This window comes from Microbacterium esteraromaticum, assembly GCF_900163815.1.
GTDB lineage: Bacteria > Actinomycetota > Actinomycetes > Actinomycetales > Microbacteriaceae > Microbacterium > Microbacterium esteraromaticum_B.
The window spans coordinates 99,125-123,969 of sequence record NZ_FUKO01000011.1 but is presented as its reverse complement, the minus strand read 5'-3'; the positions used below and the strand labels follow the sequence as shown (position 1 = coordinate 123,969).

The 24,845-nt window shown below is 64.9% G+C and carries 27 protein-coding genes; 11 read left to right on the top strand and 16 right to left on the bottom strand.

The genetic code is table 11. From position 1 onward, the window contains the following. Nucleotides 1–73 precede the first annotated feature (73 nt). From FM104_RS03325 to FM104_RS16255, 7 genes are all read right to left on the bottom strand, one after another. Nucleotides 74–556 carry a hypothetical protein gene (locus tag FM104_RS03325; RefSeq protein ID WP_143738240.1) on the bottom strand — a complete coding sequence of 161 codons (483 nt, stop codon included), beginning with the start codon at nt 554–556 and terminating at the stop codon, nt 74–76. Between the two features lie 53 nt (nt 557–609). After that, a complete protein-coding gene (locus FM104_RS03320; protein WP_087130032.1) occupies nt 610–1,566 on the bottom strand; it encodes a nucleoside hydrolase in 957 nt (318 codons plus the stop codon). Nucleotides 1,567–1,661: 95 nt separating this feature from the next. After that, nucleotides 1,662–2,978: an MFS transporter gene (locus FM104_RS03315; protein ID WP_087130031.1), complete on the bottom strand. Its 1,317-nt coding sequence runs from the start codon at nt 2,976–2,978 to the stop codon at nt 1,662–1,664. A gap of 282 nt (nt 2,979–3,260) precedes the next feature. Beyond that, on the bottom strand, nt 3,261–4,208 hold the full coding sequence (locus FM104_RS03310) for a Gfo/Idh/MocA family protein (protein WP_087130030.1): 948 nt from the start codon (nt 4,206–4,208) through the stop codon (nt 3,261–3,263). 41 nt (nt 4,209–4,249) lie between these two features. Beyond that, nucleotides 4,250–4,972: a hypothetical protein gene (locus tag FM104_RS03305; RefSeq protein ID WP_087130029.1), complete on the bottom strand. Its 723-nt coding sequence runs from the start codon at nt 4,970–4,972 to the stop codon at nt 4,250–4,252. A gap of 43 nt (nt 4,973–5,015) precedes the next feature. Further along, entirely contained in the window at nt 5,016–5,357 is a 342-nt protein-coding gene (locus tag FM104_RS03300; protein WP_087130028.1) for a TraR/DksA family transcriptional regulator, read from the bottom strand. A gap of 70 nt (nt 5,358–5,427) precedes the next feature. Then, nucleotides 5,428–5,640: a hypothetical protein gene (locus tag FM104_RS16255; RefSeq protein WP_143738239.1), complete on the bottom strand. Its 213-nt coding sequence runs from the start codon at nt 5,638–5,640 to the stop codon at nt 5,428–5,430. 77 nt (nt 5,641–5,717) lie between these two features. Here FM104_RS16255 and FM104_RS16445 point away from each other — a divergent pair, with 77 nt between their 5' ends. From FM104_RS16445 to gnd, 4 genes are all read left to right on the top strand, one after another. Beyond that, nucleotides 5,718–5,870 carry a hypothetical protein gene (locus FM104_RS16445; protein ID WP_179206646.1) on the top strand — a complete coding sequence of 51 codons (153 nt, stop codon included), beginning with the start codon at nt 5,718–5,720 and terminating at the stop codon, nt 5,868–5,870. Nucleotides 5,871–5,874: 4 nt separating this feature from the next. Further along, nucleotides 5,875–7,569: an FAD-dependent oxidoreductase gene (locus FM104_RS03290; RefSeq protein ID WP_087130026.1), complete on the top strand. Its 1,695-nt coding sequence runs from the start codon at nt 5,875–5,877 to the stop codon at nt 7,567–7,569. Then, nucleotides 7,566–7,838: a metal-sensitive transcriptional regulator gene (locus tag FM104_RS03285; protein WP_087130025.1), complete on the top strand. Its 273-nt coding sequence runs from the start codon at nt 7,566–7,568 to the stop codon at nt 7,836–7,838. Before FM104_RS03290 ends, FM104_RS03285 begins: the two co-directional genes overlap by 4 nt. A gap of 108 nt (nt 7,839–7,946) precedes the next feature. Next, a complete protein-coding gene (gene gnd / locus FM104_RS03280; RefSeq protein WP_087130024.1) occupies nt 7,947–9,002 on the top strand; it encodes a phosphogluconate dehydrogenase (NAD(+)-dependent, decarboxylating) in 1,056 nt (351 codons plus the stop codon). A 98-nt stretch (nt 9,003–9,100) separates the two neighbouring features. Here gnd and FM104_RS03275 read toward each other — a convergent pair whose 3' ends face one another. The 9 genes from FM104_RS03275 to FM104_RS03240 form a co-directional block, all read right to left on the bottom strand. Then, nucleotides 9,101–9,796, bottom strand: a complete 696-nt coding sequence (locus tag FM104_RS03275; RefSeq protein WP_256971500.1) for an SGNH/GDSL hydrolase family protein — start codon at nt 9,794–9,796, stop codon at nt 9,101–9,103. 72 nt (nt 9,797–9,868) lie between these two features. Beyond that, nucleotides 9,869–10,378 carry a gluconokinase gene (locus tag FM104_RS03270; RefSeq protein ID WP_087130023.1) on the bottom strand — a complete coding sequence of 170 codons (510 nt, stop codon included), beginning with the start codon at nt 10,376–10,378 and terminating at the stop codon, nt 9,869–9,871. A 5-nt stretch (nt 10,379–10,383) separates the two neighbouring features. Beyond that, nucleotides 10,384–12,183, bottom strand: a complete 1,800-nt coding sequence (locus FM104_RS03265) for a BCCT family transporter (protein ID WP_256971499.1) — start codon at nt 12,181–12,183, stop codon at nt 10,384–10,386. Then, nucleotides 12,184–12,411 carry a hypothetical protein gene (locus FM104_RS16710; protein ID WP_256971498.1) on the bottom strand — a complete coding sequence of 76 codons (228 nt, stop codon included), beginning with the start codon at nt 12,409–12,411 and terminating at the stop codon, nt 12,184–12,186. Nucleotides 12,412–12,482: 71 nt separating this feature from the next. Continuing rightward, on the bottom strand, nt 12,483–12,944 hold the full coding sequence (locus FM104_RS03260; RefSeq protein ID WP_087130049.1) for a gluconokinase: 462 nt from the start codon (nt 12,942–12,944) through the stop codon (nt 12,483–12,485). Between the two features lie 53 nt (nt 12,945–12,997). Further along, complete coding sequence (manD, locus tag FM104_RS03255; RefSeq protein ID WP_087130022.1) at nt 12,998–14,236, bottom strand: D-mannonate dehydratase ManD; 1,239 nt, start codon at nt 14,234–14,236, stop codon at nt 12,998–13,000. Then, on the bottom strand, nt 14,233–15,462 hold the full coding sequence (locus tag FM104_RS03250) for a mannitol dehydrogenase family protein (protein WP_087130021.1): 1,230 nt from the start codon (nt 15,460–15,462) through the stop codon (nt 14,233–14,235). The genes manD and FM104_RS03250 overlap by 4 nt, the downstream gene beginning before the upstream one ends. Next, nucleotides 15,462–16,616, bottom strand: coding sequence for an N-acetylglucosamine-6-phosphate deacetylase (locus FM104_RS03245; protein WP_087130020.1), 1,155 nt, complete (start codon nt 16,614–16,616; stop codon nt 15,462–15,464). Before FM104_RS03245 ends, FM104_RS03250 begins: the two co-directional genes overlap by 1 nt. Next, nucleotides 16,613–17,368: a 6-phosphogluconolactonase gene (locus tag FM104_RS03240; protein WP_179206654.1), complete on the bottom strand. Its 756-nt coding sequence runs from the start codon at nt 17,366–17,368 to the stop codon at nt 16,613–16,615. The genes FM104_RS03245 and FM104_RS03240 overlap by 4 nt, the downstream gene beginning before the upstream one ends. 88 nt (nt 17,369–17,456) lie before the next feature. On the opposite strand from FM104_RS03240, the gene FM104_RS03235 reads away from it, so the two are divergent. From FM104_RS03235 to FM104_RS03205, 7 genes are all read left to right on the top strand, one after another. Continuing rightward, nucleotides 17,457–18,470, top strand: coding sequence for a LacI family DNA-binding transcriptional regulator (locus FM104_RS03235; RefSeq protein ID WP_256971497.1), 1,014 nt, complete (start codon nt 17,457–17,459; stop codon nt 18,468–18,470). A 32-nt stretch (nt 18,471–18,502) separates the two neighbouring features. Next, a complete protein-coding gene (locus FM104_RS03230) occupies nt 18,503–19,522 on the top strand; it encodes a Gfo/Idh/MocA family protein (protein ID WP_087130017.1) in 1,020 nt (339 codons plus the stop codon). Then, nucleotides 19,519–20,556, top strand: a complete 1,038-nt coding sequence (locus FM104_RS03225) for a Gfo/Idh/MocA family protein (protein ID WP_087130016.1) — start codon at nt 19,519–19,521, stop codon at nt 20,554–20,556. The genes FM104_RS03230 and FM104_RS03225 overlap by 4 nt, the downstream gene beginning before the upstream one ends. Then, nucleotides 20,553–21,416, top strand: a complete 864-nt coding sequence (locus FM104_RS03220; protein WP_087130015.1) for a Gfo/Idh/MocA family oxidoreductase — start codon at nt 20,553–20,555, stop codon at nt 21,414–21,416. Before FM104_RS03225 ends, FM104_RS03220 begins: the two co-directional genes overlap by 4 nt. Before the next feature lie 209 nt (nt 21,417–21,625). Continuing rightward, on the top strand, nt 21,626–22,939 hold the full coding sequence (locus tag FM104_RS03215) for an extracellular solute-binding protein (RefSeq protein WP_218778548.1): 1,314 nt from the start codon (nt 21,626–21,628) through the stop codon (nt 22,937–22,939). 65 nt (nt 22,940–23,004) lie between these two features. Then, a complete protein-coding gene (locus FM104_RS03210) occupies nt 23,005–23,967 on the top strand; it encodes a carbohydrate ABC transporter permease (RefSeq protein ID WP_218778547.1) in 963 nt (320 codons plus the stop codon). 119 nt (nt 23,968–24,086) lie between these two features. Beyond that, nucleotides 24,087–24,845, top strand: a complete 759-nt coding sequence (locus FM104_RS03205; protein ID WP_087130047.1) for a carbohydrate ABC transporter permease — start codon at nt 24,087–24,089, stop codon at nt 24,843–24,845.

Genomic DNA, 24,845 nt, shown 5'->3' with positions numbered 1-24,845 from the left:
ACTCACCCCGCCACCGCGCCCAGCCCCCTCAGACCCACCTCAACTCTGAAGAGCCGGCATTCTCTTTGTTTCTTCAGTCTTCGTAAGAGCGAGCGCGGATCCATGGCATCGGCAGGAGTTCGACGGGAGCGGCTGCCGCGACAACACCGTCGCCCGTGTCGATGAGGACACGCAGATTCTGGCCAAACTTCGGGATCAGTTCGCGGCACACGCCACACGGGTTGATGACGTGCGGAACATCGTCAATCCCGAGCCCGACCGAAACGATCGCGGTGATGGCGTCGTCGCCGCCGATTTTCGCGTTGGCGACCGCGCTGCTTTCCGCACACACCTTGACGCGGGGGGTCGCGAGGCTCACGCCGAGATACACGGCGCCTGAGGTGCCGCGTGCGGCGGCGGCAACTCGAACGGCGCCAGGATCGTGCACGCGTGACAGCAGGGCCGAGGCGGCCTCGATAAGTTCCTCGTCTGAGGGGAGGATTTCTTGAGTCATAGTCGTACCTTTCTGAAACACACCGGGCAAAGAAGAAAGCCTTCGACCGCGTCTAAGATCCACGGCCGAAGGCTTTCACTGCTGACCGCAATCAGAGCGCGCAGCAGTCCATCACACTAGTTGCTGGTTTCGAAAGACGTGACGGCCTCGACGAGCGCGTCGGCCACGGCAGCCGCGTCAATGTCGAGCAGCACATCGACATTGGGGATGCCGCCCCAGCGGTCAACCATGTGCACGACCGTCTGTCCACGGGTGTGCTTGCCGTCGAGTTCTACATCGACGCGCAGATGACGCACCTGGAACCAGTCCGGGTTGATGGCGTAGGCGACGCACGGAACATCGTTCAGGTGCATGCCTTCGGCCTTCCACTCGGGCATCTCCGTGGTGTCCTGGTGACGGTCGGGGTAACCGATCATTTCGCACAGGGCGCGGCCCATAGAGGAACCTGACGTCCACAGCTTCTCGACGCGGTCAGGGGTGACCGAGAACTTGCGACACACGTCAAGACCGACTTGTGTGAGCTTGGCGCCAGACTGCACCACGATCTCGGCAGCTTCCGGGTCGTTGAAGATGTTTGCGCTGGCCACAGGTGAGGCGTTGCCCCACGCGAGAGCTGCGCCGCCCATGTAGATGATGCGACGAACGTTCTCAGCGAACTTCGGCTCCAACGAGATCGCGAGAGCGACGTTCGTCAGCGGTGCGAGGGCCATGATGCTGATCTGGCCCGGGTTGGACATGACGAGGTCGATCATCTTCTGCACGGCTTCGCTGGGGCCGTCAGTGCCGGGAGCGGGATCGGGGTATTCCCAGTACCCGACGCCGCTGGGGCGGTGAATGTGCTCGGCAAAGTTCGGCTCACCTACAAGAGGGCGGGGAGCGCCAACCCAAATCGGCAGGTCCGGGCGACCCGACAGGTGTGTGATCTTACGGGCGTTGGCAGTTGCCTTCTGAACGTTCACATTCCCGAAGACGGTGGTGAGCGCCTCGACGTGGAACTTGTTCGTTGCGAGTGCCCAGAACAGTGCGCCCGCGTCGTCGATGCCCGGGTCAGTGTCAATGATGAATCGTTCCATGGTTCCGTTCTTTCTATGGTGCGTGTATCAGGGGGAACCTGTGCGCGGTGCCACCGTTGCCATGGGCGCCGGACGGGACCGCGCAGAGATTCGGACTACTTGCCGACGAAGATCCCGTTGCGGTTCTTGGCTAGAACGTACAGAACGACGCTGATCGCGCACAGAGTGGCGATGTATACCGGAAACATCCAGAACATGCCCTCGCTCTGCAACCACAGCAGGAGGTACGAAGCGGTGCCACCGAAGAGCGCAACACCGAAGCCGTAGCCGAGGCCGAGGCCCGTGCCGCGAATGTGTTGGGGCAGCAGTGAGTTGGAGATCGTGACGAAGATGGTCATGTTGAGAAGCAACACGATGGCGCCACCGAACATAACCCCTGCGAAGGTTCCGATTCCGGGCTGTGTGTACAGCAATGACAGGAAGATCGTCGGAATTGCCAGGATGCGGGCAACGATGAAAACCTTCGACATGGCGAAGCGGTCAAGAACCTTGCTGAGGAACAGTGCGCCAAGAGTCATCAGGATGCCGAAGCCGGTGGTGATACCGAAAACAGCGGCAGGGTCTTCCTGGAAGGCGGCACGCGCGAGGTTGGGCAGGCCGGCGATCCACGTGTAGTTGTATGCCTGGATGGCACCGACGATGAAGACAGTGGCCAGAACGCTCAGCCAGTACTTGCGTACGTCACCCCATACCGACGAGCGTTGCTGCTTCTCAGCGTTTGCTTCGCGGGCGTCGCCGACGTCGAGCGTCTCAGGCAGCGTGGTGCGCAGCCACAGCACGATAAGGCCGAACACTCCGCCGATGATGAACGGAATGCGCCAGCCCCACTCTGCGAGGTTGTCGCCGGTAATCAGTTGCGTGAGGAAGAAGATCGACAATGGTGCGAGCAGGTTTCCGAGGTTGTTGAAGAACCCAAAGATGCCGGAGACATAACCGGGGCGGTTGGGAACCAGTTCGAGTGCGAAGGCGGTGCCGAGAGGGGCCTCGACGCCGGCAGACAGACCCTGTAGCAGGCGCATGGCTACGACCAGGATCGGCGCGGCAGCACCGATGGTCTCATATCCCGGCGTGACGCCGATGACGAAGCTGCCAGCCGCAACGGCTGCGATGGCGAAAATCATGACCTTGCGGCGGCCGAGACGGTCGGCCATAGACCCGAAGATGATGCCGCCAATCGGGCGAGCAACGAATCCAACGGCGAAGACGGCGAGCGCGTTCAGTGTCGACGCGAGTTCGTTGCCTGCGGGGAAGAAATGGCCCCCCAGGTATGAAGAGAGCAGACCGAAAATCGCCCAGTCGTACCATTCCAGGGCGTGCCCCCAGCTGAGCGCGCGAAGGTTCTTACGCTCGGTTTTGCTGGCTTTGCCTGTCAGCTGTGCTGACGAGGGCGCCGCAACGTCTTGTGCGCTCATGGAGCTCCTTTGCTCAACTCTCCCGGAGGATAGTTCTTAATATCTGCGAACGCCTCGGGGCGGGCGGCAGGTTTCTAATCACACTATAGTATAGCCGGAACGAGATGGAGCATTTATTTTTCGCACCGGGTAAGTGCGACCGCAGAGCGGCACCCTACGTCTCGCACATCGATCCGATCGGGTGCGGGAGGCGAAGTTCACCCGCGAAGCGATCGAGGTTACCTCGATCGTCGTGCGCGGCGTCGTCAGCAGCACGGGGCGGATGCTGGTGCCCAGCCACCATCACAACAGGACGGGCCGCCCGGCGGCGAGTGATTCATAGGCGGCATCCACCAGCCGCACCGCGGCAACTCCGTCTTCGGGCGTGACCCGCGCCGGCCTGCCCGAACGAAGCGCGTCGACAAAATCGGCAAGCTGCGCCTGATACGGATCGATGGCGGATGCTGGCGGCAGGTACCCCTCACGCTGACCGGCCGAATTGGCAGTGTCGAAGCGCAGGCTTCCGGTCGTGCCGACGATCTCGGCCTGCGAGCGAAGGTCAGTGTCGTTGCCGAACCAATCGGCCTGCACATGGCTGATGGCGCCGTTCGCATGGGTGAGAGTGACGTGCGCGGAGACCGGCGGTTGCACTTGGCCATCGACTGCGGGCGGGTCCTGCGTGGCTGCGACTTCGATGACGGGACCTGCGAGCCAGAGCGCCTGGTCGAAATCGTGGATCATCAGGTCGCGGATGAGTCCGCCGCCGGCATCCTGCGCGTAGAACCAGGCGGATGCGGGGGCTGCGACCGTGCGTCGGAACGTCAGCTCGAGGAGGGCGCCGACTGCGGGCAGCTGTTCGTGCAGGCGCTGATAGCCCTCGAAATAGCGGACGACATGGGCGGGGAAGAGGCGCAACCCGGCATCCGCCGCCTCCTGTGCGATCTCGGCGGCCGCTGCGGCGGTGACCGCCAACGGCTTCTCGCACACGACGTGCCGCCCCATCGCGAAGGCGCGATGCGCGATCTCGGGATGAGTGGAGGTGGGGCTGATGATGTCGACGATCTCAGCGCGCTCGATCAGCTCGTCGAGGTCATCGATGATGGTGATCCCGTAGTTCGCCGCGAGGGCGTCTGTGCCGGTGCGCCGCAGGATGCTGACCTCGGCCCCGAGAGCCAGCCAGCCTTCGATGTGCGGCGCGGCGATGCCGCCGGCCCCGACGATTCCGACGCGCAGCGCTTCCGTGTGCTCCATGCGTCGAGCCTATGTCTCCCGTCCTTCACGGGTGGAGCGGGTCATGCAGGAGGCAATTCGCCCGCAACCTGCTTCTCCAGCGCATCAACGGCCTCGTCCGAGAGCAGGATCAGTCCATCGAGCTCGTCGCGCACACGTTTGTAGGCGATCTGGCGCTCAGCCTGCGTGGCCGACTCGTCGAGGGCTACCTTCAGCATGTGCTGCGCGCGGTCGAGGCGCTTGCGCTCGGCTTCCGAGAACGTCGAGTTGCGCAGGCGGCGGGCATCGCGCTCGGCGACGTCGAATGCCACGGCGTAGTTGCCGACGGCATCCAGATACTCGGCGATCTGCGTTTCGCTCAGCTTCGCCTCGGCGGATGCCGGGCGCAATGTGTCTGCGGTCTTCTTGGCGCGCAGGAACGCGGCAGTCAGCGGCTGGCGCCCGTCGCTCATCGCCGGAAAAGCGATCAGCTTCGCGACGTCGAGTTCGTAGTCGAGCCACCGCGCAGTGATCTCATCGTGTTCGGCGAAGAGCTTCTCGAGCAGCTGCTTCGTTGACGCCTGTTCGTCGCCTGCGGCCTGTCGCGGGGCGCGTGCCGGTGCGACGGCTCCGCGGGCGGCAAGCTGCTGCGATTTGAGTTCGCCTTTGAGGCGCAAAGTCTCGAGACGACGCTCATGACGCTGCTTCGACGACCGCTCCCAGGCCTTCGCGGCGCCACCCGCCATCCCCATGATGGGAAAGATCAGCCACCAGAAGTTGCCTGCGAAATTCCAGAAATCTTGCATGATTGATCAGCCTAGTTCTGGCCGACGGTCCGCATGCGTGCGGTCAGCGCTTTTCCGCGCAGGGCACGCACAACTCGGCGAACGGGCGTACTTCCAGTCGCCCTGCGGGGATGGGCCTACCGCAGCGGGAGCAGATTCCATAGGTGCCGGCGTCGACCCGAAGAAGAGCGTCGTCGACCTGGCGCAGCTCCACGGTGGCAGCATCCGCCAGCGCCGACAGACGCGACCACTCCGACGACAGCGTCACGCCGTCGGGGTCGTGCTCGTCATCATCGGTGGAGCTCTGCCGGTCGTGGATGAGTTCGGCCAGAGCGGATGCCGCGGCCGACGCGCGCTCGGCAGCATCCGCCCGCAGTTGGGTCAGCCGCTTCCGCACATCCGTCATGCCGCCACCCTAATCCGCGCCGTCGCGTCGCGTCGCGTCGCGTCGCCGCGCGCGACTGATCGCACATCCGCTACACATTCCCGCATCCGCGCCATCGATCGATGTAGCGGATGCCAGAAACTGGCGCGGTTGCGGTTGCGGTTGCGGTTGCGGCGGATGCGGCGGTTGCGGTTGCGGTTGCGGCGGATGCGGCGGGTGCGGATGCGGCGGGCGCGGATGCGGATGCGGATGCGGGAATTTGGCGCGGATGCCCGGACCCGCCGAGCCCGCCCGACGCGACCACGACAGATACCCCCAGGGGTATCTGGTACAGTCGAGGCATATCGATGACGAGGAGATCCTAGAACTATGTGTCGAGCAGTGACCTGCCGCAAGTGCGGAAAGACGACGTGGGCCGGATGCGGTCAGCACGTCGACCGCGTGATGCGCGGCATCCCCACCCGCGACCGCTGCGGCGGACACGAGAACGAACCCCGTCCGGGCTTCTTCGCCCGACTTTTCGGCAAGGGGTGATCTGATGCGCATCGTCATCGTAGGGGGAGTCGCCGGCGGCATGTCGGCGGCCACGCGTCTGCGCCGACTCGACGAGTCGGCAGAGATCATCGTGATCGAGCAGGGCGACTACGTCAGCTTCGCCAACTGCGGCCTGCCGTACTACGTCGGCGGCGTCATCTCGCAGCGCGAGTCTCTACTGCTGCAGACACCCGAGTCGCTGCGCGCGCGTTTCGATCTCGACGTGCGCACCGGGAACGAGGCCGTCACGATCGACCGCGAAGCGCAGACGGTGAGCATCCGCGATGTGCGCACCGGTGTCGTCAGCGACGAACGCTACGACCACCTCATCCTCGCCACCGGTGCCGCACCGCGCGAGACCTTCGCGTCGCGTGGCATCCCCGCCACCGGCCCGACCGTCGCCACCCTGCGCACGATCGACGACGTCGACCGGATTACTGCCGCGCTCGCCGATGCACCGGCGACGGCCCACGCGGTTGTCGTCGGCGGCGGATTCATCGGGCTCGAAGCCACCGAGAACCTCATCGAACGCGGGCTGGCGATCACTCTGATTCAGCACGGTCCGCACCCGCTGAGTCCGCTCGACCCCGAGATGGCATCCGTCGTCGTCGATGAGCTGGTCGCGCGTGGCGTCGACCTGCGCACGCACACGTCGGTTCGCGAGCTGGATGCCGAAGGCGTGCACCTCGACGACGGATCCACGCTCGCCGCTGACATCGTCATCGATGCCAGGGGCGTGCGTCCGGCAGCATCCATCGCCGCGAAGGCCGGGCTGACGATCGGCGCCACTGGCGGCATCGCCGTCGACGGGCTGCAGCGCACGAGCGACCCGAGCATCTTCGCTGTCGGCGACGCCGTCGAGAAGATCGACGCGCTCTCCGCCGAGCCGACGCTGGTCACCATGGCCGGCCTCGCCAACCGGCACGGACGCACGGCTGCCGACGCGATTGCGTGGCAGGCCGGCATCCTCGATGCGCGTCCGGCGGATGCCGAGCGTGCCGTCGGCACGGCCATCGTCGGCGTCTTCGGTCTCGCCGTCGCCATGACCGGGTGGAGCGAGCAGCGGCTGCGTGCCACCGGAGGTCCGCACCGCGTGATCCATGCGCACCCGGCCGATCACGCCACCTACTATCCGGGGGCCGAGCGGCTCACGATGAAGCTGATCGTCGACCCCGACACCGACCTGATCCTCGGGGCACAGGTCATCGGTCGACAGGGCGCCGACAAGCGCATCGACGTGATCGCGACGGCGATGCAGGCGGGGCTCACCGCCTCGCAGCTGAGTCGCCTCGAACTCGCCTACGCGCCGCAGTTCGGCTCCGCGAAAGACCCCATCAACATGCTCGGCTACATCGCCGACAATGCGAAGACGGGGCTGACCGACAGCATCCAATGGCATGAGCTCGACAGCGCCGTGCAGGCAGGCGCCGTCGTGGTCGACGTGCGCACCGCCGCTGAAAATGCACTCGGTGCGATCCCCGGCAGCATCAACGTCTCGCTCGACGATCTGCGTGCGCGCCTCGACGACTTGCCGGCGGGCGAGCTGATCGTGCACTGTCAGGTCGGGCAGCGCGGGCATACCGCCGTGCGACTGCTGCGCCAGCACGGGCGGGCGGCGCGCAACCTCGACGGCGGCTATCTCACTTGGCACAGCGGCACACGCATGGGCGTGCCCGCGCGGATGAAGGAGTACGCATGAGTGCGCAGGCATCGGAGCAAGACATCCGCAAGGTCGTGAACCGGCTCAAGCGCGCGCGCGGGCAGCTCACGGCGGTGATCGACGCGATGGAGACGGATGCTGATTGCCGCGACGTCGTCATTCAGCTCGCCGCTGTCGGGAAGGCGATCGACCGGGCCGGATTCGCGGTCATCAGCACGGCGCTGCGCACCTGCATGACCGGCGAGGATGACGCGCAGGACGCACCGACCATCGCCGAGCTGGAGAAGCTCTTCCTCACTCTGGCGTGATCGCTCGCGCGCTGCCAGTGAGTCACCGGGGCATTGCGACGGCGTCGGCGCTGGTGGGAGGATGGGCGAGTCCGGCTCCTGCCGAGCCGATGGCGCGAGGAGATGCAAATGCAACTGGGAATGATCGGACTTGGCCGGATGGGCGCGAACATCGTGCGCCGGTTGATGCGAGACGGACACGAATGCGTCGCTTACGACGTGAACCAGGAGACAGTGAAGGCGCTCGCTGAGGAGGGCGCGACCGGAGCATCCGATCTGAAGGACTTCGCCGCGAAACTGCAGAAGCCGCGCGTCGTGTGGCTGATGGTGCCGGCCGGAATCACGGGCAAGGTCGCCGACGAGGTCGCGGAAGTGCTCGAATCAGGTGACATCATCATCGACGGCGGCAACTCGAACTACCGTGACGATGTGCGCCGTGCGGCTGCACTGCGCGAACGCGGCATCGACTACGTCGACGCCGGCACCAGCGGTGGTGTGTTCGGCCTCGAGCGCGGCTACTGCCTGATGGTCGGCGGATCGGATGCTGCCGTGCAGCACATCGAGCCGCTACTGCGCACGATCGCGCCGGGCCCCGGTGAGATCGAGCGCACGCCCGGCCGCGCCGGAGATCTCGCGCCCGAAGAGCAGGGCTATCTGCACTGCGGTCCGGCCGGATCAGGCCACTTCGTGAAGATGGTGCACAACGGCATCGAGTACGGCATCATGGCGGCGATCGCCGAGGGGCTCAACATCCTCGAGAACGCGGATGCCGGCATCCGCGAAGCCGAGCATTCTGCCGAGATCGCGCCGTTGGAGGAGCCGGAGTTCTATCAGTTCCCCATCGACACCGCGAAGGTGACCGAGCTGTGGCGGCGCGGTTCGGTGATCTCGTCGTGGCTGCTCGATCTGACGGCCGTGGCGCTGAACGAGAACCCGACTCTGGACGGCCTTGCCGGTCGTGTCTCGGACTCGGGCGAGGGGCGTTGGACGGTCAAGGCGGCGGTCGATGTCGGCGTGCCGGTGCCGGTGCTGGCGTCTGCGCTGTTCGAGCGCTTCGCCTCGCGCGGTGAAGACCACTTCGCGAACCAGGTGCTCTCGGCGATGCGCCTGCAGTTCGGTGGACACCAGGAGTTGCCCGCAGGCGATGTGCTCGAGGCCGGCGGCCGCAAGTCGGAGGCCGGGTAGGGGAGGCTCACCGGCATCCGCTGCAGGAAGTAGCATCCGCGCCATCGTTCGTTGTCGCGGATGCGGAAAAGTGCAGCGGATGCTGAGGCCCGCCGCGACTACGGCCGCGGAACCCCGCGCACGGCGAGGTCAGGCAGCACGCGGTCGCGCTCAGGTGTCGGCGCGAGGCCGAGCGTGCGCGCGAACTCGAGCGCGAGCACGGCCTGACCCGCGGCATTCGGATGGAAGGGGTCGTTCAGCAGCCCGCCCGCGATATCACCGCCACCGAGCTCGGCGAACCGCGCGAACTGATCGACGAGAATCACCTCATCGCGCGCAGCGACCTCACGCACGGTCTGCGCGAACTCCGCGATGCGCGCACGCTCCGGAGCATCCTTCACATCGATTCCGGGCTGAGTCTGCAGCACCGGGATCGCACCGATCGCGCGCACCCGGCGTACGAACTCGGTCACCGATTCGCCGAACTCCGCCGCGGTGATGACGGGGAAGACACCCTCGTCTGAGCAGTCATTCGTGCCGACCATCAGCGTGACGACATCGGGCTGCCACCTCGCCACGCGCTGCTCGAAATCCTCCAGCAGCAGCACGATGCGCCACCCGCTGATGGCGGTGTTGATCACGGTGTCGCGCACGCGCGCCATGTCGCCGCGGATCAGCTCGTGCAGATGATCGACGTAGTTGCGTTCGCCGCCGGTGTGCGTGAGCCCGTGCGTGATCGAGTCGCCGGTCATGACCCAGACGAGCGGGTCGTCGGCAGCGAGTGCGGTGCGCAGGTGTTGCAGATCGTCGTTCACAGGGGGACTCCAGAAGGGGAGAAGCAGGTCGGATGCCGGAAATCCGAGCCTATCGAAGCTCGTCTACTGAACTTATTTCTGGCGAAGTCGGGTCAGCACTCGGTCGGCCAGCTCTTCGGGCGGCGCATCGACGGTGACGATCATGCCGTTCTCGTCGGGGTCGAGCGGCTCGAGGGTGTCGAGCTGAGACGACAGTAGAGATGTGGGCATGAAGTGTCCGGTGCGCCCGGCTGCCATCTCGGCGATCTTCTCAGGCGTCGCAGTCAACTCGATGAACTGAGTTGTCGGAGCCTTCGCGCGCAGCGCATCTCGGTACGCGTCTTTGAGCGCGGAGCAGGCGATGACCGGCGTGGGGAAGGCAGCGAGAGTGTCGCCGACGCGATCGAGCCACGGTGCGCGATCCTCGTCGGTGAGCGGATTGCCCGCGCTCATCTTGGCGATGTTGGCCGCGCTGTGCAGGTCGTCGGCGTCGATGAACGGCATCCCGAGTCGCTCGGCGAGCAGCTTGCCGAGCGTCGTCTTGCCGACGCCGGAGACACCCATCACGACGATGGGAGTCTCCGGCTGCGCGTCAGGGGTCATACCGCCTAGCGTCCCACGGTGTCATCCGGCTCGGTGCCGGACGGCCCAGCGTCACGAGTCGGATCAGCGTCTATCCGCGTTGGCTCCGGTGACTGCCCCTCCCGGCGCTGCCGGCGCAGCGACCGCCGGTCTTCGCCGACGGTCAACGATGCGTCGCCGGATGCTGTGTGCGTGGGGTCGTGGGGGCCCGCACGCTGAATCCGGCCCGGATCCAGCGTGCGGGTGACATCTTCTGCCGTAACGATGGGCATCTGCCCGGTGGCAGCCTCGTACCATTCGGTCAGTGCCGGGTCGTCGGAGTCGATCGACGCTCCCGCGCCTTCTGCCGCGTCAACCTCGGTCGCCCCGAACACGAAGTCATCGCCGTGCTCGGCGATGCCGCGGCGCACGCCCTGGGCGATGGCTGCTCGGGCGTAGCGCTGGCGCAGCATGTACGGGTCGGTGGCGAGTTCTTTCGCCCACGAGATCATGATGCCGATCACGATGAAGGCGAATGGCAGCGCCGAGACGACCATCATCGACTGCAGGCCCGACAGCGCGCTCTCGCCACCGGCGAGCAGCAGAGCGAGGGCTGCGGCCCCGAGCAGAACACCCCAGGTGAGTGTCACCCAGGTCGCCGGTTCCGGCTTGCCGCGTTGACTCATCGAGCCCATCACGATCGCGGCCGAGTCGGCCGAGGTGACGAAGAAAAGCACGATCGACAGCATCGCGATCACCGAGAGCACGATGCCGAACGGCAGGTGCTCGAACAGCGCGAAGAGCACGCCCTCTGACGAGCCGACTCCGCTGATGCTTCCGTCCTTCGAATCGAAGTACATCGCCGCACCGCCGAGGATGCCGAACCAGACGATGCACACGGTGGAGGGCACCACGATGATGACGGTGACGAACTCGCGCAGCGTGCGACCGCGCGAGATCTTGGCGATGAACATGCCGACGAAGGGCGTCCACGAAATCCACCACGCCCAGTAGTAGTTCGTCCAGGTCGAGACGAACTCTGCCGAAGCCTCACCCTGGCTGGCATTGCGCGAGAGCATGAGCCAGAGGTCGCCGAAGAATGTCGAGACGCTCGCGGGAATCATATTCAGCAGGAACAGCGTCGGGCCGGCGATGAAGACGAACAGCGCGAGCAGACCGGCGAGCACCATGTTGATGTTCGACAGAATGCGGATGCCGCGCTTGATCCCCGATACGGCCGACACGACGAATGCTGCGGTGAGCACCGTGATGATCACGATCAGGGCGTTGTTACCGAGTGGTCCGAGGCCGCTGACCACCTCGACCCCCCGTGAGATCTGCAGCGCGCCGATGCCGAGGGTGACTCCGGTGCCGAACAGCGTGACGATGATGGCGAACACGTCGATGACGGCGCCCAGCCAGCCTTCCGTGCGCTCGCCGAAGATCGGCCGGAAGATCGCCGAGATCAGCGGGGCGCGGCCTCGCCGGTAGGCGGCGTAGGCGATCGCGCCGCCGACGAGTGCGTAGAACGCCCACGCCATAGGACCCCAGTGCAGGATCGACTGCGCAAGCGCGTCGAGCATGGCATCCGGCGTACCGGCTTTCGAAGTGAACCCGGGCGGCACGTCGTTGAAGTAGCCGAGCGGTTCTGCCGGGCCGAAGAACAGCAGGCCGATGCCCATGCCGGCCGAGAACAGCATCGCAATCCACGACACCGTGGAGAACTCGGGGGATTCATCGTCGGCGCCGAGGCGGATCGCGCCCGTGCGCCCATATCCGACGACCAGCATGAAGGCCACGACGACGATCGCGAGCAGCGAGAACAACCAGCCGAAATTGGTCGTCACTCATTCGAGCGACGCGGCTCCGGTCGCGCTGATGCTGTCGGGAGCGAAGAAGCCCCACACGACCACGGCCAGTACCAGGACTCCCGCGATTCCGAACACGAACCAGTTGGTGTTGAAGATGCGAGGGGTGTCTTCGACACCGATGCCGGGAATCAACGCGGGGTGCGTGACTTCCTTCAGAATGCGCTTTGGAGCGGACGTTTTTGAATCCTTCGGCGGTGAAGTCATGAGCTAAAGGTAGTCCAGCGTCCTCTCGTCGCCACATTCTGCACGGCGGCGAGCCGCGCGTGGCGCATTCGTCACAACGCGCTGACGATGCGTCTCGCGAGCGGCAGCGGGTCGTCATCGACGGCCATGATGATGCCTGCTTCGTCGGGTTGAAGCGGCTCGAGCGCGTCCAATTGCGATTGCAGCAGCTCCGGGGGCATGAAGTGTCCACGCCGGCGCGCTATCTGGTCGGCAAGCCGAGCGGGATCCGCGTCGAGCATGACGGATAGCGCGTTCGGCGCGTGTTCGCGCAGTACGTCGCGGTAGGTACGTTTCAAGGCGGAGCAGGCGATCACCGATGCCGGGGATTGGCCAAGGGCATCGCCGACTGCGTGCAGCCACGGCATCCGATCTTCGTCCGTGAGCGGGATGCCGTTGCTCATCTTCGCGAGGTTCGATGCGCTGTGCAGGTCGTCGGCGTCGACGAACGGCATTCCGAGGTGTTCGGCGACGAGGCGAGCCACGGTCGTCTTGCCGACCCCCGAGACCCCCATCACTACGATCGGGTGCCGGACCGCGCCGGAGGCATCCCGGTCATGCACCCGCGTCACCAATCGTGAATCGTGCCATCGAGCAGGCGGTTATAGGGCAGGTAGGCCTGCTCATACGGGTACTTGCCCGCTTCGTCGATGTTCAGCTCCACGCCCAGGCCGGGCTTGTCGCCCGGGTGCAGGTATCCGTCGTTCCACGTGAAGGATTGCTCGAACACCTGATCCGTCTGGGCACCGTGCTGCATGTACTCCTGAATGCCGAAGTTGTGAATCGCGAGCCCGAGATGCATCGCAGCTGCCATCCCGACCGGAGATATATCGGTGGGCCCGTGCATGCCGGACTTGATCTGGTAGAGCGCGGCATAATCGAGAGTCTTCTTCAGCGCGCTGATCCCGCCCATGTGCGTGACCGCACCGCGCACATAGTCGATGAGCTGGTCGCGGATGATGTCCTTGAAGTCCCAGACCGTATTGAAGATCTCGCCGATGGCGAGCGGTGTCGTGGTGTGCTGGCGCACCAGTCGAAGAGCTTCCTGGTTCTCGGCGGGTGTGCAGTCCTCCAGCCAGAACAGATCGTAAGGTTCGAGATCCTTGCCCAGACGGGCGGCTTGGATCGGCGTCATCCGGTGATGCCCGTCATGCAGCAGCGGAAGATCAGGACCGAACTCGTTGCGCACGGCCTCGAACACACCTGGCAGATGGTTGAGATAGGCACGAGTGTCCCAATCCTCTTCGACCGGCTTAGCCCCACGACGCGCGGGCTCGTGGTCGTAGCGCACACTGGCGTCGCCGACGTCGCCGCCCTGCGCTGCGATGCCGTAGATGGCTTTGAGCGAGGGGACTCCCGTCTGCACGCGAATGGCCCGAAAACCGCTCTCCTGGTGCGCGCGTATCGAGTCGAACAACTCGGGGAGTTCCTTGCCCGACGCGTGTCCGTATGCCAGAAGACCGTTTCGCGAGGCACCGCCGAGAAGTTGATAGACGGGCATTCCCGCGGCTTTGCCCTTGATGTCCCACAGCGCCATATCGACGGCGGCGATCGCGGCCATCGTGACCGGGCCGCGACGCCAGTACGCGCCGCGGTAGAGGAATTGCCAGGTGTCTTCGATGCGTGCGGCGTCGGAGCCGATCAGCAAAGGCACGACATGATCGGTGAGATAGCTGACGACGGCGAGTTCGCGTCCATTGACGGTTGCATCACCGAGCCCCGTGTGGCCGTCGCGTGTCGTGATCTTGAGGGTCACGAAGTTGCGGTCGGGACTGGTGACGATGACTTCGGCTTTGTCGATGATCATGATGCTCCTGCCGGTGTGAATTGCTCGATGAGGGCGGTGACCCGATCTCGCCGAGCAACGGTCTCAAGGTCGCGGGCAAGACCCGCGGTGGGCTGATCGAGAGGCTCGAGCTCGACGATGGAACGCACCCACGTGTCCAGCGCGCTGAGCTGGGCTTCGCCGGCTGTCATTCCGGCTTCTGTCTGATGCCGAAGCACGGTGAGGAGGCGTGGTGCGATTTTCGCTGAGCTGCCCTGGGCGATCTGCTCCAGACGATGCGCGATTCGAGGGTTTGCGAGGCGCACGCGCAGGGCTGCGAGCCAATCGTTGATCTCGGCGTCATCGAGACGGATGCTTCTGCGCTGCTCTGCCCAGAGCGCTTCGACCTCGGCATTGAGGTCCGGGTCGGCGTAGGCCTCTGCGATCGTCTCGTATCGTCGCAGTCGTCCGGCAGCAGCGAGGAAAGTGTGGCCGGCGTTGAGCAACCACAGCTTGCGCTGTTCATACGGTGTCACGTCTTCGACGACGCGTGCTCCAACCGCCTCCCAGGCGGGCCTGGCATCCGCGAAGTTGTCGGTCAGGACCCACTCGGCGAAGGGCTCTGCGACGACGGCGGAGGGGTCATCGAAGCCCGAAAGCTCACGCACGCACCGAATGTCCTCGGCTGTCGCCGCAGGAGTGATGCGGTCGACCACGGTGTCGACGAACGATGCGATCTTGTCGACTTCCTTGGCCTGATCGCCAGCAGCCCTCAACACCGCTCGGCGAAGAGCAGCGCCGTTGCCGTTCAGGTTGTCGCAACTCACGATGGAGATCGGGCCGGCATTCACGGCTGCTCGAGCGATCAGAGCCCCGGCGATGCGGTCGGGAGGGATCGCCCCTTCGGCGTAGCCGGATTCGGTGACCGTCACCGTGAGGACCTTGATCTCGGGGTTCGCGAGTGTGGAGCACCACGTGTGGAAGTCATCGCCGCGCTCCGCTCGCACGATCGATTCGATTCTCTCCAGGCGGTCGCCGTCAGCAGATCGCTCGATGAGGGTGAAGACGCCGTCGGCTTTCGTCAGCTGGTCGGCCGTGCGAACAGAACGGCCGGTGAACGAGACGAACCCCCACTGGTCTTCGGGGCAGCTGCTGTTCGCATGATGGGTGAACCATGCTTGGTGCGAACGATGGAAAGCACCCAGACCGAGGTGAGCGAGCCGTGCCGGCGGGTGCACAGTTCGCGGCGCCCTTGAGGACGGGCTCATCACGAGGGGATCCGGATGCTCTCGCCCGCGACGACTACCTCGGCCGGCTGGATGGCCGAGTCGCCCGGTGCCCAGAAGAAGCGGATGATGTCGGCGCGGGCGCCGATTCGCCACACGTCCGGAAGGCCGATGGCGCGAGCAGGGGCCTGCGTCGCGAGGTACAGGGCGCCATCGAGGGAACCGGTGACGCGCGCGGTGTTCGCGACGCCGACGTCGAGAGTCTGCACGGAACCGGCCAGCAGGCCGGTCGCCACATGCCGCAGCGCGCCCTCTTCTGTCAGACGAACGTCGCCGCCGATCGTCGAGCGACCGTCTTCGACGAGCGCGGCAGGAGTCGAGACCGCGTCGCTGACGAGGAAAGCGCCGTCCCGACCTTTGGCCGCGAGGATGCTCTTCAACGTGCTGTCGGGCAGGTGATGGCCATCGGCGATGACGCCGGCCACGAGGCGCGGCTCGGCCAGTTGCGTCCAGATGTAGTTCGGATGCCGGGGGAGCACCTGGTGCGCCCCGTTGCCCAGGTGAGTCGACAGTGTCGCCCCCGCGTCGACGACCGCGAGTATGGCTTCTTCGTCAGCATGGGTGTGCCCGATCGCTACCCGCACGCCCTGTTCGACGAGGAAGCGGGTGGCTTCGACTGCACCGTCGTGGTGCGGCGACAGAGTGACGACCTTCAATAAATCACCGGCGATGTCGAGCCAGCTCTCGAACTCGGAGATCGAGGGCGGGCGGATATGTTCACGCGGGTGCACACCTCGCGGGCCGTCTTCCGGCGACAGTGACGGACCCTCGACGTGTATCCCGGCGACGGCTCTGCGTGCATCCAGAGATTCCGAGACGGCGGACACGATCGCAATGAGACGGTCTCGCATCTCGTCTTTCGAACCCGTGATGATGGTCGGCAGGAAACGTGTAACGCCTTTCTGGGCGAGAGTGCGAGCCATCGTCTCGATCTGCGCGGGCGAGGGATTGGCGGCGTTGGCGTCGCCGTCAGCATGGCCATTGACCTGGAGGTCGATCAAGCCGGGGGCGATCCACGGCTCGTCGTCCTCGGGCTGCGCCGCGGGCTCGATCCCTACGATGACGCCATCGTGAACATCGATCCGCACCCGGGTGCCGGTCGACGGATCCTTGCCGGTGAAAGTCTGCTGACTCACGCGGTGCTCCCCAACAGGGCGGCGGCCTCACGGTCGACATGCACCTCGCAACGACCATGGCGCCGCAGCACCGTGCACGGCCAGTCGGCGCCAACGGGCTCTTCGACGAGTGCACGGACCGCAGCAGCCTTTTGAGGCCCCGGGACGGCGCACACCAGGTGGGCAGCCGCCATGAGCGTAGGGATCGTAAGAGTCAGCGCCTGGGTCGGGACGTCTTCCAGCGTCGCGAAGCATTCGTCATCGACCTGCTGCACACGACTGACGTGATCGAGCTCGATGATCCGCGCAGGCTTGGCGTCATCGAGGTCGGCGTGCGGTGGCTCGTTGAAGGCGATGTGGCCGTTGACTCCGATTCCGAGGCAGACCAGATCAACAGGTGCGGCGCGAAGCAGGTCCACATACTCGCCCATGCCGCGGTCCTCGGACTCAGTGCGCATCGGGTGGAAGTGCTGCGGATTGACTCGCCCCACGAAATGCTCGATCAGCCAGTTGGCGAAGCGCTGCGGTGCCGCGATGTCGAGTCCGAGGTATTCATCCATATGGAACACCGTGACACGATCCCACGGCATGTCGGGCTCTTCGGCGAGAGCGCGGTAGACATCGAGCTGGCTGGGCGCGGAGGCGGCGATCATGCGTGCTGATCCACGCTGGTCCACCGCGTCACGAATGGTTCGCGCCGCCGACTGAGCAGCGGCCCGGCCCATCTGCTTGCGGTCTTCGTGTGCGCGGAGCGCGAATGAAGTGAAGCTCATGTCTGGATAGAGTAATGCAACCGTTTGCAAAGTCAACCCATTTGCTTTCCGGATGCACCGGGAGACGAGCAGGCATAGTGTGTCTTGTGTGACGCAAAGCAAACGACCCCGCGGCCGGGTGACGATCGGTGACATCGCGGATCTCGCGGGTGTATCGAGGTCGACCGTCTCGCGCGTTTTCAGCCGGCCGGAGCTGCTGAACCCGGCAACGGTCGCGCGAGTGCGCCAGGTCGCAGAGCGGCTCGGCTATGTCGTGAATCACGCGGCTCGGGCCCTGTCGACCGGGCGGTTCGGCAATATTGCAGTGGTCGTGCCCGACATCGCCAACCCGTTCTTCCCCCCGCTCGTCAGGCGCGTGCAGGCGCGCGCTGACCGCGAGGGCTATGCGGTGTTCCTTGGCGATTCCGACGAGGTGGCAGACCGCGAAGCAGATCTGACGCAACGCCTCAGTGCGCAGGTCGAAGGATTCGTGCTCGCCTCTCCGCGCCTGGATGAGGATCGCATTCGCGAGTTGGACATTCAGCGCCCGATCGTGCTGGTCAACCGCGACGTAGAGGGGTTGGGAAGGGTTCTGATCGACCCCTCCGGCGGAATGGATGAGGCGATCGCGCACCTGGATCGGCTCGGGCACCAGCGGGTCGTCTATCTATCCGGCCCCGCCGAGTCGTGGTCAGATCAGCAGCGTCGACAAGCTTTGGCGACGGCGGCGCACTCCGCCGGGATGGACGTGATCATCCTCGAACTCGGCCGCCCGAGTTCGGAAGCCGGGCGGGATGCCGTATCCGGCATCCTCTCCTCCGGTGCTACGGCAGTGATCGCATTCGACGATGTGGTCGCCCAAGGAGTGATGTCGGGGCTGTCATTGCGGGGCATCGACGTGCCCGCGCGAATGAGCGTGATCGGCTGCGATGACACCCTGGCCAGCGGGACGCACCCGGCGCTGACGACGATCTCGGCCGCTTCCGCCGCCGCCGGTGATGCCGCGGCCGAACTGCTCCTCGCGATCCTGCGATCAGGAGAGCGGGAGTCGACGCGCATCGTGATCCCCACCCATCTCGTGCTGCGAGCAACGACCGACGTCGCCCCGCAGCAGACAGGTTGACCCTGCAACCGGTCGCATGCTTTACTTCCGGCATGCCGAAGATCGCCATCGTGGGCGCCGCTCACGCGCATGTGGAATATGTCCTCGACGAGCTCGCTCGTCCTGATCGGCGCGCGTGGGAGCTGCTCGGCATCTCCGACACCGACCCGGCTCTGGCCGAACGCTACGCCGAGCGGATGGGGTCGACGGCGTTCGCCGAAACGCAAGCCCTGCTCGACGCTGGGCCCGCTGTCGTGTACCTCGCGGGGCGTTACGGCGAGCGCGGCCGCGATGCCCTGGCGGCGCTTCGCGCTGGCGCTCACGTCATCGCCGATAAACCGCTCTGCACCTCTCTCGATGAGCTGGACGAGATCGAGCGTGCGATCGATGGAACCGACCTCACCCTGACTCTGCTGCTGGAGAAGCGCGGATACCCCGAGACCATCGCCGCACTCGAGGTCGTCGATTCCGGCGAGCTCGGCGACATCGTCGGGATCACATCTTCCGGACCGCACAAGCTCAACGCCTCCGCCCGGCCCGACTGGTTCTTCGATCCCACGCAGTACGGCGGCATCATCGGTGACCTCGCCGTGCATGATCTCGACGCGGCTCTGCTGTTCGCGCCGGCCGACACGGCCGTCGTGCACGGCGCCGTGGCGGGGAGGGATCATCGGGGATTCGCTCGATACGGGGTCGCAACCATGCAGACTCAGAGCACGATTGTGACCGCGGAGGTCAGCTGGATGACGCCCCAGGCGTCCGACGTCCACGGCGAATACCGAATGCGGCTGGTCGGCACCCGAGGCACAGCAGAGATCCACTGGGCGCGGTCGAGAGTCGACGTCACGACAGAAGAACGCCCGACTCGCGCCCTGTCGCTGCCGGAAGGTCGGCGGCCCGCACAGGATGCTCTCGATTCGTTCGAGGACGGAGCCGTGCCCCCGTACTCGACTACCGCGGATGCGATCGCAATTACGCGTCTCGCGCTTCTCGCTCAGCGCGCCGCTGATTCGGGCAGCGCCATGCGCTGGACAAGAACAACACGAACAGCCATCGATGAGGAGAGCAGATGATGTCACGACGCATTGCTGTAGTCGGCGCCGGAGCGATCGGCGCAGTTCACGCGCGACTGATTCAGTCGCTGCCGCAGGCGACACTGGGAGCGATCGTCGATGACGACGAATCCCGCGCCTCGGCGCTAGCGGAGCAGTACGGGGTTCCCTGGTTCACCTCGGCTGAGCAGGCTTATCTAGAGGCGAAGATCGATCTCGCGTCGGTGTGCACACCGAGCGCGCTGCATGCAGACGTCGCGATCACCGCCATGCGGTGTGGGCTCGACGTCATCATTGAGAAGCCCATCGACATCACTGTCGAAGCCGCTGATCGCATCCGCGAAGTCGAACTCGACAGTGGGCGAACCGTGTCGGTGATCAGCCAGCGTCGATTCCAGCCGGCGGCATCCTTCATCAGGACGGCGATCGATCGCGGCCTCCTCGGACGCATGACGTCCGGGATCGTCGAGTCCGCGTTCTTCCGCTCACAGGAGTATTACGATTCGGGCGGATGGCGTGGCACGCTCGCGATCGATGGCGGGGGTGCGCTGATGAACCAGGGTATCCACGCCCTTGATCTTCTTCTGTGGATGCTGGGCGAGCCGGTTTCGGTGAGCGCCCGCACCGGCAGGCTGGCGCACGAACGCATCGACGTAGAAGACGTCGCGGGTGCGACGATCGAGTTCGAAAGCGGCGCGATCGGGATGCTGCTCGCCAGCACCGCCGCGTACCCAGGTCGCCCGGTGCGCCTGGCGGTGCACGGCGACGCGGGGACAGCGGTGATGGAGAACGACGAGCTCGACTACTTTTCTTCGGCTCACACCGAGGACCCTCCTGCTCTGCCGTCGACGACAGCGGATGCTCCGGAGGGCTGGTCGCAGGTCGATGTTGCGCACCGCGACCAGTATGCCGACGTTCTCGAGGCGATCGAAAACGGGCGGGCGCCCGCGGTGACCACCCACGATGCGAGGCGGGCGCTGCGTGTCGTACTGGCCGTGTATGAGTCCGCTCGCACGGGAATGCCCGTCGATCTTCGAGAGCAGGTGACGCAGTGAACCCGTTGAACGTTGGCCTTGTCGGCATCGAGAACAGCCATGCCGAAGAGATCATCCACTACCTCAACGTCGAGCACGTTGGCGCACGAGGTGCCCGTATCAGCGCGATCGTCGGCGATGGCAGCGACCGCGCAGATCAGCTCAGCCGACTCGGCGGAATCGAGACGATCGCCGAGACGTCAGCGGATCTGCTCGGCACAGTCGATGCGCTCATCGTGACTTCGCGGGACGGAGCGCACCACCGTGCCCACGCTGTGCCTTTCCTCGAGTCCGGGTATCCGGTCTGGGTCGACAAGCCGCTGGCAGCCTCGACCGCCGATGCGGAGGCTATCATCGCCGCTGCCCATCGGGGCCATGCGCCGTTGACCTCGTCGTCGGCGGTGCGCTGGGTGCCGGATACCGACGAGATCGTCGCCGGGATGGAGCACATCGGCGAACTGCAGACAGTAACGGTGACGGGTCCGGCAGACCCCACGAGCGAGTACAGCGGAATCTTCTTCTACGGAATCCATGCCGCCGACGTCGCGCAGCGCATCGTGCCGGGCACACCGGATGCTGTCGACGTGCAGCTCACCCGCGACGCAGTGGTCGCACGCTACGTCGCGAATGATGTGCTCGTGACGCTGGAGCTGGTCCGACCCGACGACGACGGGCGTGTGCCGTTTCGCGCCATGGCTGTGGGTCGACATGGAGTGAGTGCGGGTGAGATCCGCCTCGGAGACGACTACGTCGCCCCGGGGGTCGAAGCCTTCCTCAACATGTTGCGCACGGGGACGCCGCCCGTGGCGTACGAGCAGCTTCTGGCGCCGATCAAGGTGCTCGAATCGATCCGCGAGCAGGAGGCTCGATTCAGGCGTTGACGCGGGTGTTAGCACTGTCGGCGGGTATCGGTTGCACCGCCCGAAGCGGGACAGAATCCAAATAGCTATTGACATTCACAGATCCGGACGGTGTAATCAATGCAACCGATTGCACTAATGCAGGACCAAACAAGCGCACCGGATTGGTCCGGTCGGAATAACGCTCATCGCCGGCTGCTGGTCGGCGTCTCGAACCGAAGGAGAGTCCAGTGGCAACCAAAAAGCTCATCGGAGTGACATTCGTTCTCAGCGCGCTCGTGCTGACCTCGTGCTCCAGCACAGGCACCGGCAACGGCGGGCCTGACGCTGGCGATGGGACGGTTCCTGAGGTCGACGGTGCCGGCCAGAAGGTTACGGTCTGGGTCATGGACGGCGACTACACAGAAGAGACGCTGACCGCTATCAACGAGCGGTTCACCGAGGAGACCGGGGCTGAGGTCAACCTGCAGGTGCAGACGTGGGACGGCATCGCAACGAAGATCGCGACATCGCTCGCGACCGACACCCCGCCCGACGTCCTCGATGTCGGCAACACACAGATCGCCAGTTACGCCGCGAACGGCGGACTCTACGACCTGACACCCTTCAAGGATGACCTGGCACAGGGTCGGACGTGGCTCGATGGTCTCGTCGATCCTGCGACGATCGACGGCCAGCTCTACGGCGTACCCGGCTTCGCCGGAGCACGCGCGGTCATCTACAACAAGAAGATGTGGGCCGACGCCGGGGTGACCGAAGAGCCCGAGACCTATGACGAGCTGACGGCGGCGCTGGACAAGGTGCAGGCCGCGAACGCCGACGTCTCTGACTTCTCGGCGTTCTACCTGCCCGGGCAGTACTGGTTCGCCGGCGTTCAGTTCGTCTGGGACGCGGGCGGAGAGATCGCCACCGAGGAGGACGGAACCTGGTCGGGCGGCTTCTCCAGCGATGACGCCAAGGCGGGGCTTGAGGAGTTCAAGTCGTTCCAGAACGCGTACTCTTCGGCCGCATCGGCAACACTGAACACCACGGAGCCGGACCAGAACCAGATCTTCGCCGATGGCAAGACGTCGGCGATCCTGAACACGAACACCAACGGCATCCTCAAGGTCAACCCGGATCTCGAAGGTGACCTCGGCACCTTCCCGCTGCCCGGTCGCGACGGCGCACAGCCGGTGATGCTGGGTGGGTCGGACTGGGCCATCCCGGCGCGGTCGCAGGCGATCGAGCTCGCACTCAACTGGGTCAAGATCGCGGCGAGCCCCGAGATCCAAGACGAGTACGTCTTCGCCGTCGACGGCTGGATCCCGAACAGCACGGAGGCCATCGAGGCCGCAGATGCCGATGTGCCCGAGGTGAAGAAGGGCTTCTTCGCAGCAGCTCTGAAGTCGCGTGCGACGCCCGCCAACCCGAACTGGACGACCATCCAGAACAACAAGGACATCGAGAACGTCTTCAAGTCGGTTGTCTCCGGCTCCAAGAGCGTCGACCAGGCTGCAGAAGACTTCGACGCGCAGCTCGAGAAGGTACTCAACCTCAAGTGACCCGCTGAGGTGCCGCAGAGATGATCTGCGGCACCTCCGCGATGGGATCGGACGAAAAAATGACGTTGACCACTGAAAAACCGGTGAAGTCGAAGCCTGAAGCGCAGCGCATCCCTCGCGCAACCCGCAAGGGGCCGCAGCACACGAATGCGCCGTTCTGGATGATCAGCCCCGCGGCGCTGATGATGCTTCTCGTCGTCGGGCTGCCGATCGGCTTCCTCATCTTCACCTCGTTCACCAACTACGGTCAGCGCACACTCTTCACCGGCGTCTTCGAGTTCGTCGGAACCGAGCAGTACCGCACGATCCTCACCGATAGTGCGTTCTGGTGGTCACTGGTGAAGACGGTGCTGTTCACCACCGCGCTAGTGGTGGGCAGCGTGTTCATCGGGGCGGGAATCGCGCACCTGATGACGCGCCTGCCCAATGCGCTTCGGTACTGCGTGACGGTCGTGTTGATCATGGCCTGGGCGATGCCGAACGTGGCGGCGTCGTTGGTGTGGTCATGGCTCTTCCAACCGCAGTACGGCGTGCTGAACTGGCTCCTCACCCAGACGGGTCTTTTCGGCGACATGACCAGCACCAACTGGGCTGCTGACCCGACTCTGGCCTGGATCTGCATCTGGCTGCTGGTGGTGTGGAGTGCGGTGCCGTTCATCGCTCTGACGCTGTACGCAGCCGAGACGCAGGTGTCGCTCGATCTGAAAGAGGCGGCGCGTCTCGACGGCGCCTCTGAGGTCACCGTCTACCGGATCGTCATCCTGCCTGCCATCGCACCCACCCTGCTCCTGGTGACGATGCTCTCGATCATCTGGGACTTCAACATCTTCAACCAGATCTGGCTGATCACCGAGGGCGGCCCCGACGGCGCGACCTCCACGCTGGGGGTATTCACCTATCGAACCGCGTTCTCCGGCAACCTGCAGATCGGAACAGGATCGGCGATCGCCGTGGCATCCACGCTGATCCTGATGGCCCTGAGTGCGCTCTACATTCGCACTCTCGTGCGCACGGGGGAGGACCTGTGACTACTACCGAGCTGCTCACGACCGGCAAAACGAGAAGAAGGCGAGGACGTCGCGTTCCGTGGATCAGCAGCGGAATAGCAGTCGCCTTCTGCTTGATCTGGTCCTTTCCGATCTACTGGATGATCAACACGGCGTTCAAGCCTCGCGCCGACGTGCTCAGTTCCACGCCTCAGTTCCTGCCGCTGAATGCGACACTCGACAACTTCGCGACCGCGATCTTCCAGGGCGACTTCCTCAACTATCTGAAGAACTCGACGATCGTCGTGGCGGGTGCCGTCTTACTGTCGATCGCTCTGGGCCTGGGTGCTGCCGCAGCGCTCGCCCGGTTCCGCTTCCGCGGCCGCCACATCATCCTCATCGTCATCCTCATGGTGCAGATGATCCCCGGGGCCGCTCTGCTGATTCCGCAGTTCATCATCTTCAACTCCCTGAACCTCATCGGAACCTATTGGGGTCTGATCTTCGCTTACGTCGCGGGCGTGCTGCCCTTCTCGATCTGGATCATGCGCGGGTTCTTCCTCGCCATCCCGATCGAGATCGATGAAGCCGCACGAATGGATGGGGCCTCGACCTGGCAGCTGATGACCAAGGTTCTCTTTCCACTGGTGATGCCTGGAATCATCGCGAGCAGCGTCTTCGCCTTCATCGCAGCCTGGAACGACTACATCGTGGCGTACACCTTCATGAAGGATCAGGTCGACTACACGCTCCCTGTCTGGCTGAACTCCTTCACGGTCGTTGTCGCCGGCGAGATCGGCGTCGACTACGGGGGCCAGATGGCCGCCGCCACCCTCTTCTCGATTCCCGTCGTGGTGTTCTTCATGATCATCCAGCGGAACCTCGTGACAGGCATGTCGGCGGGCGCCGTCAAGGGCTGA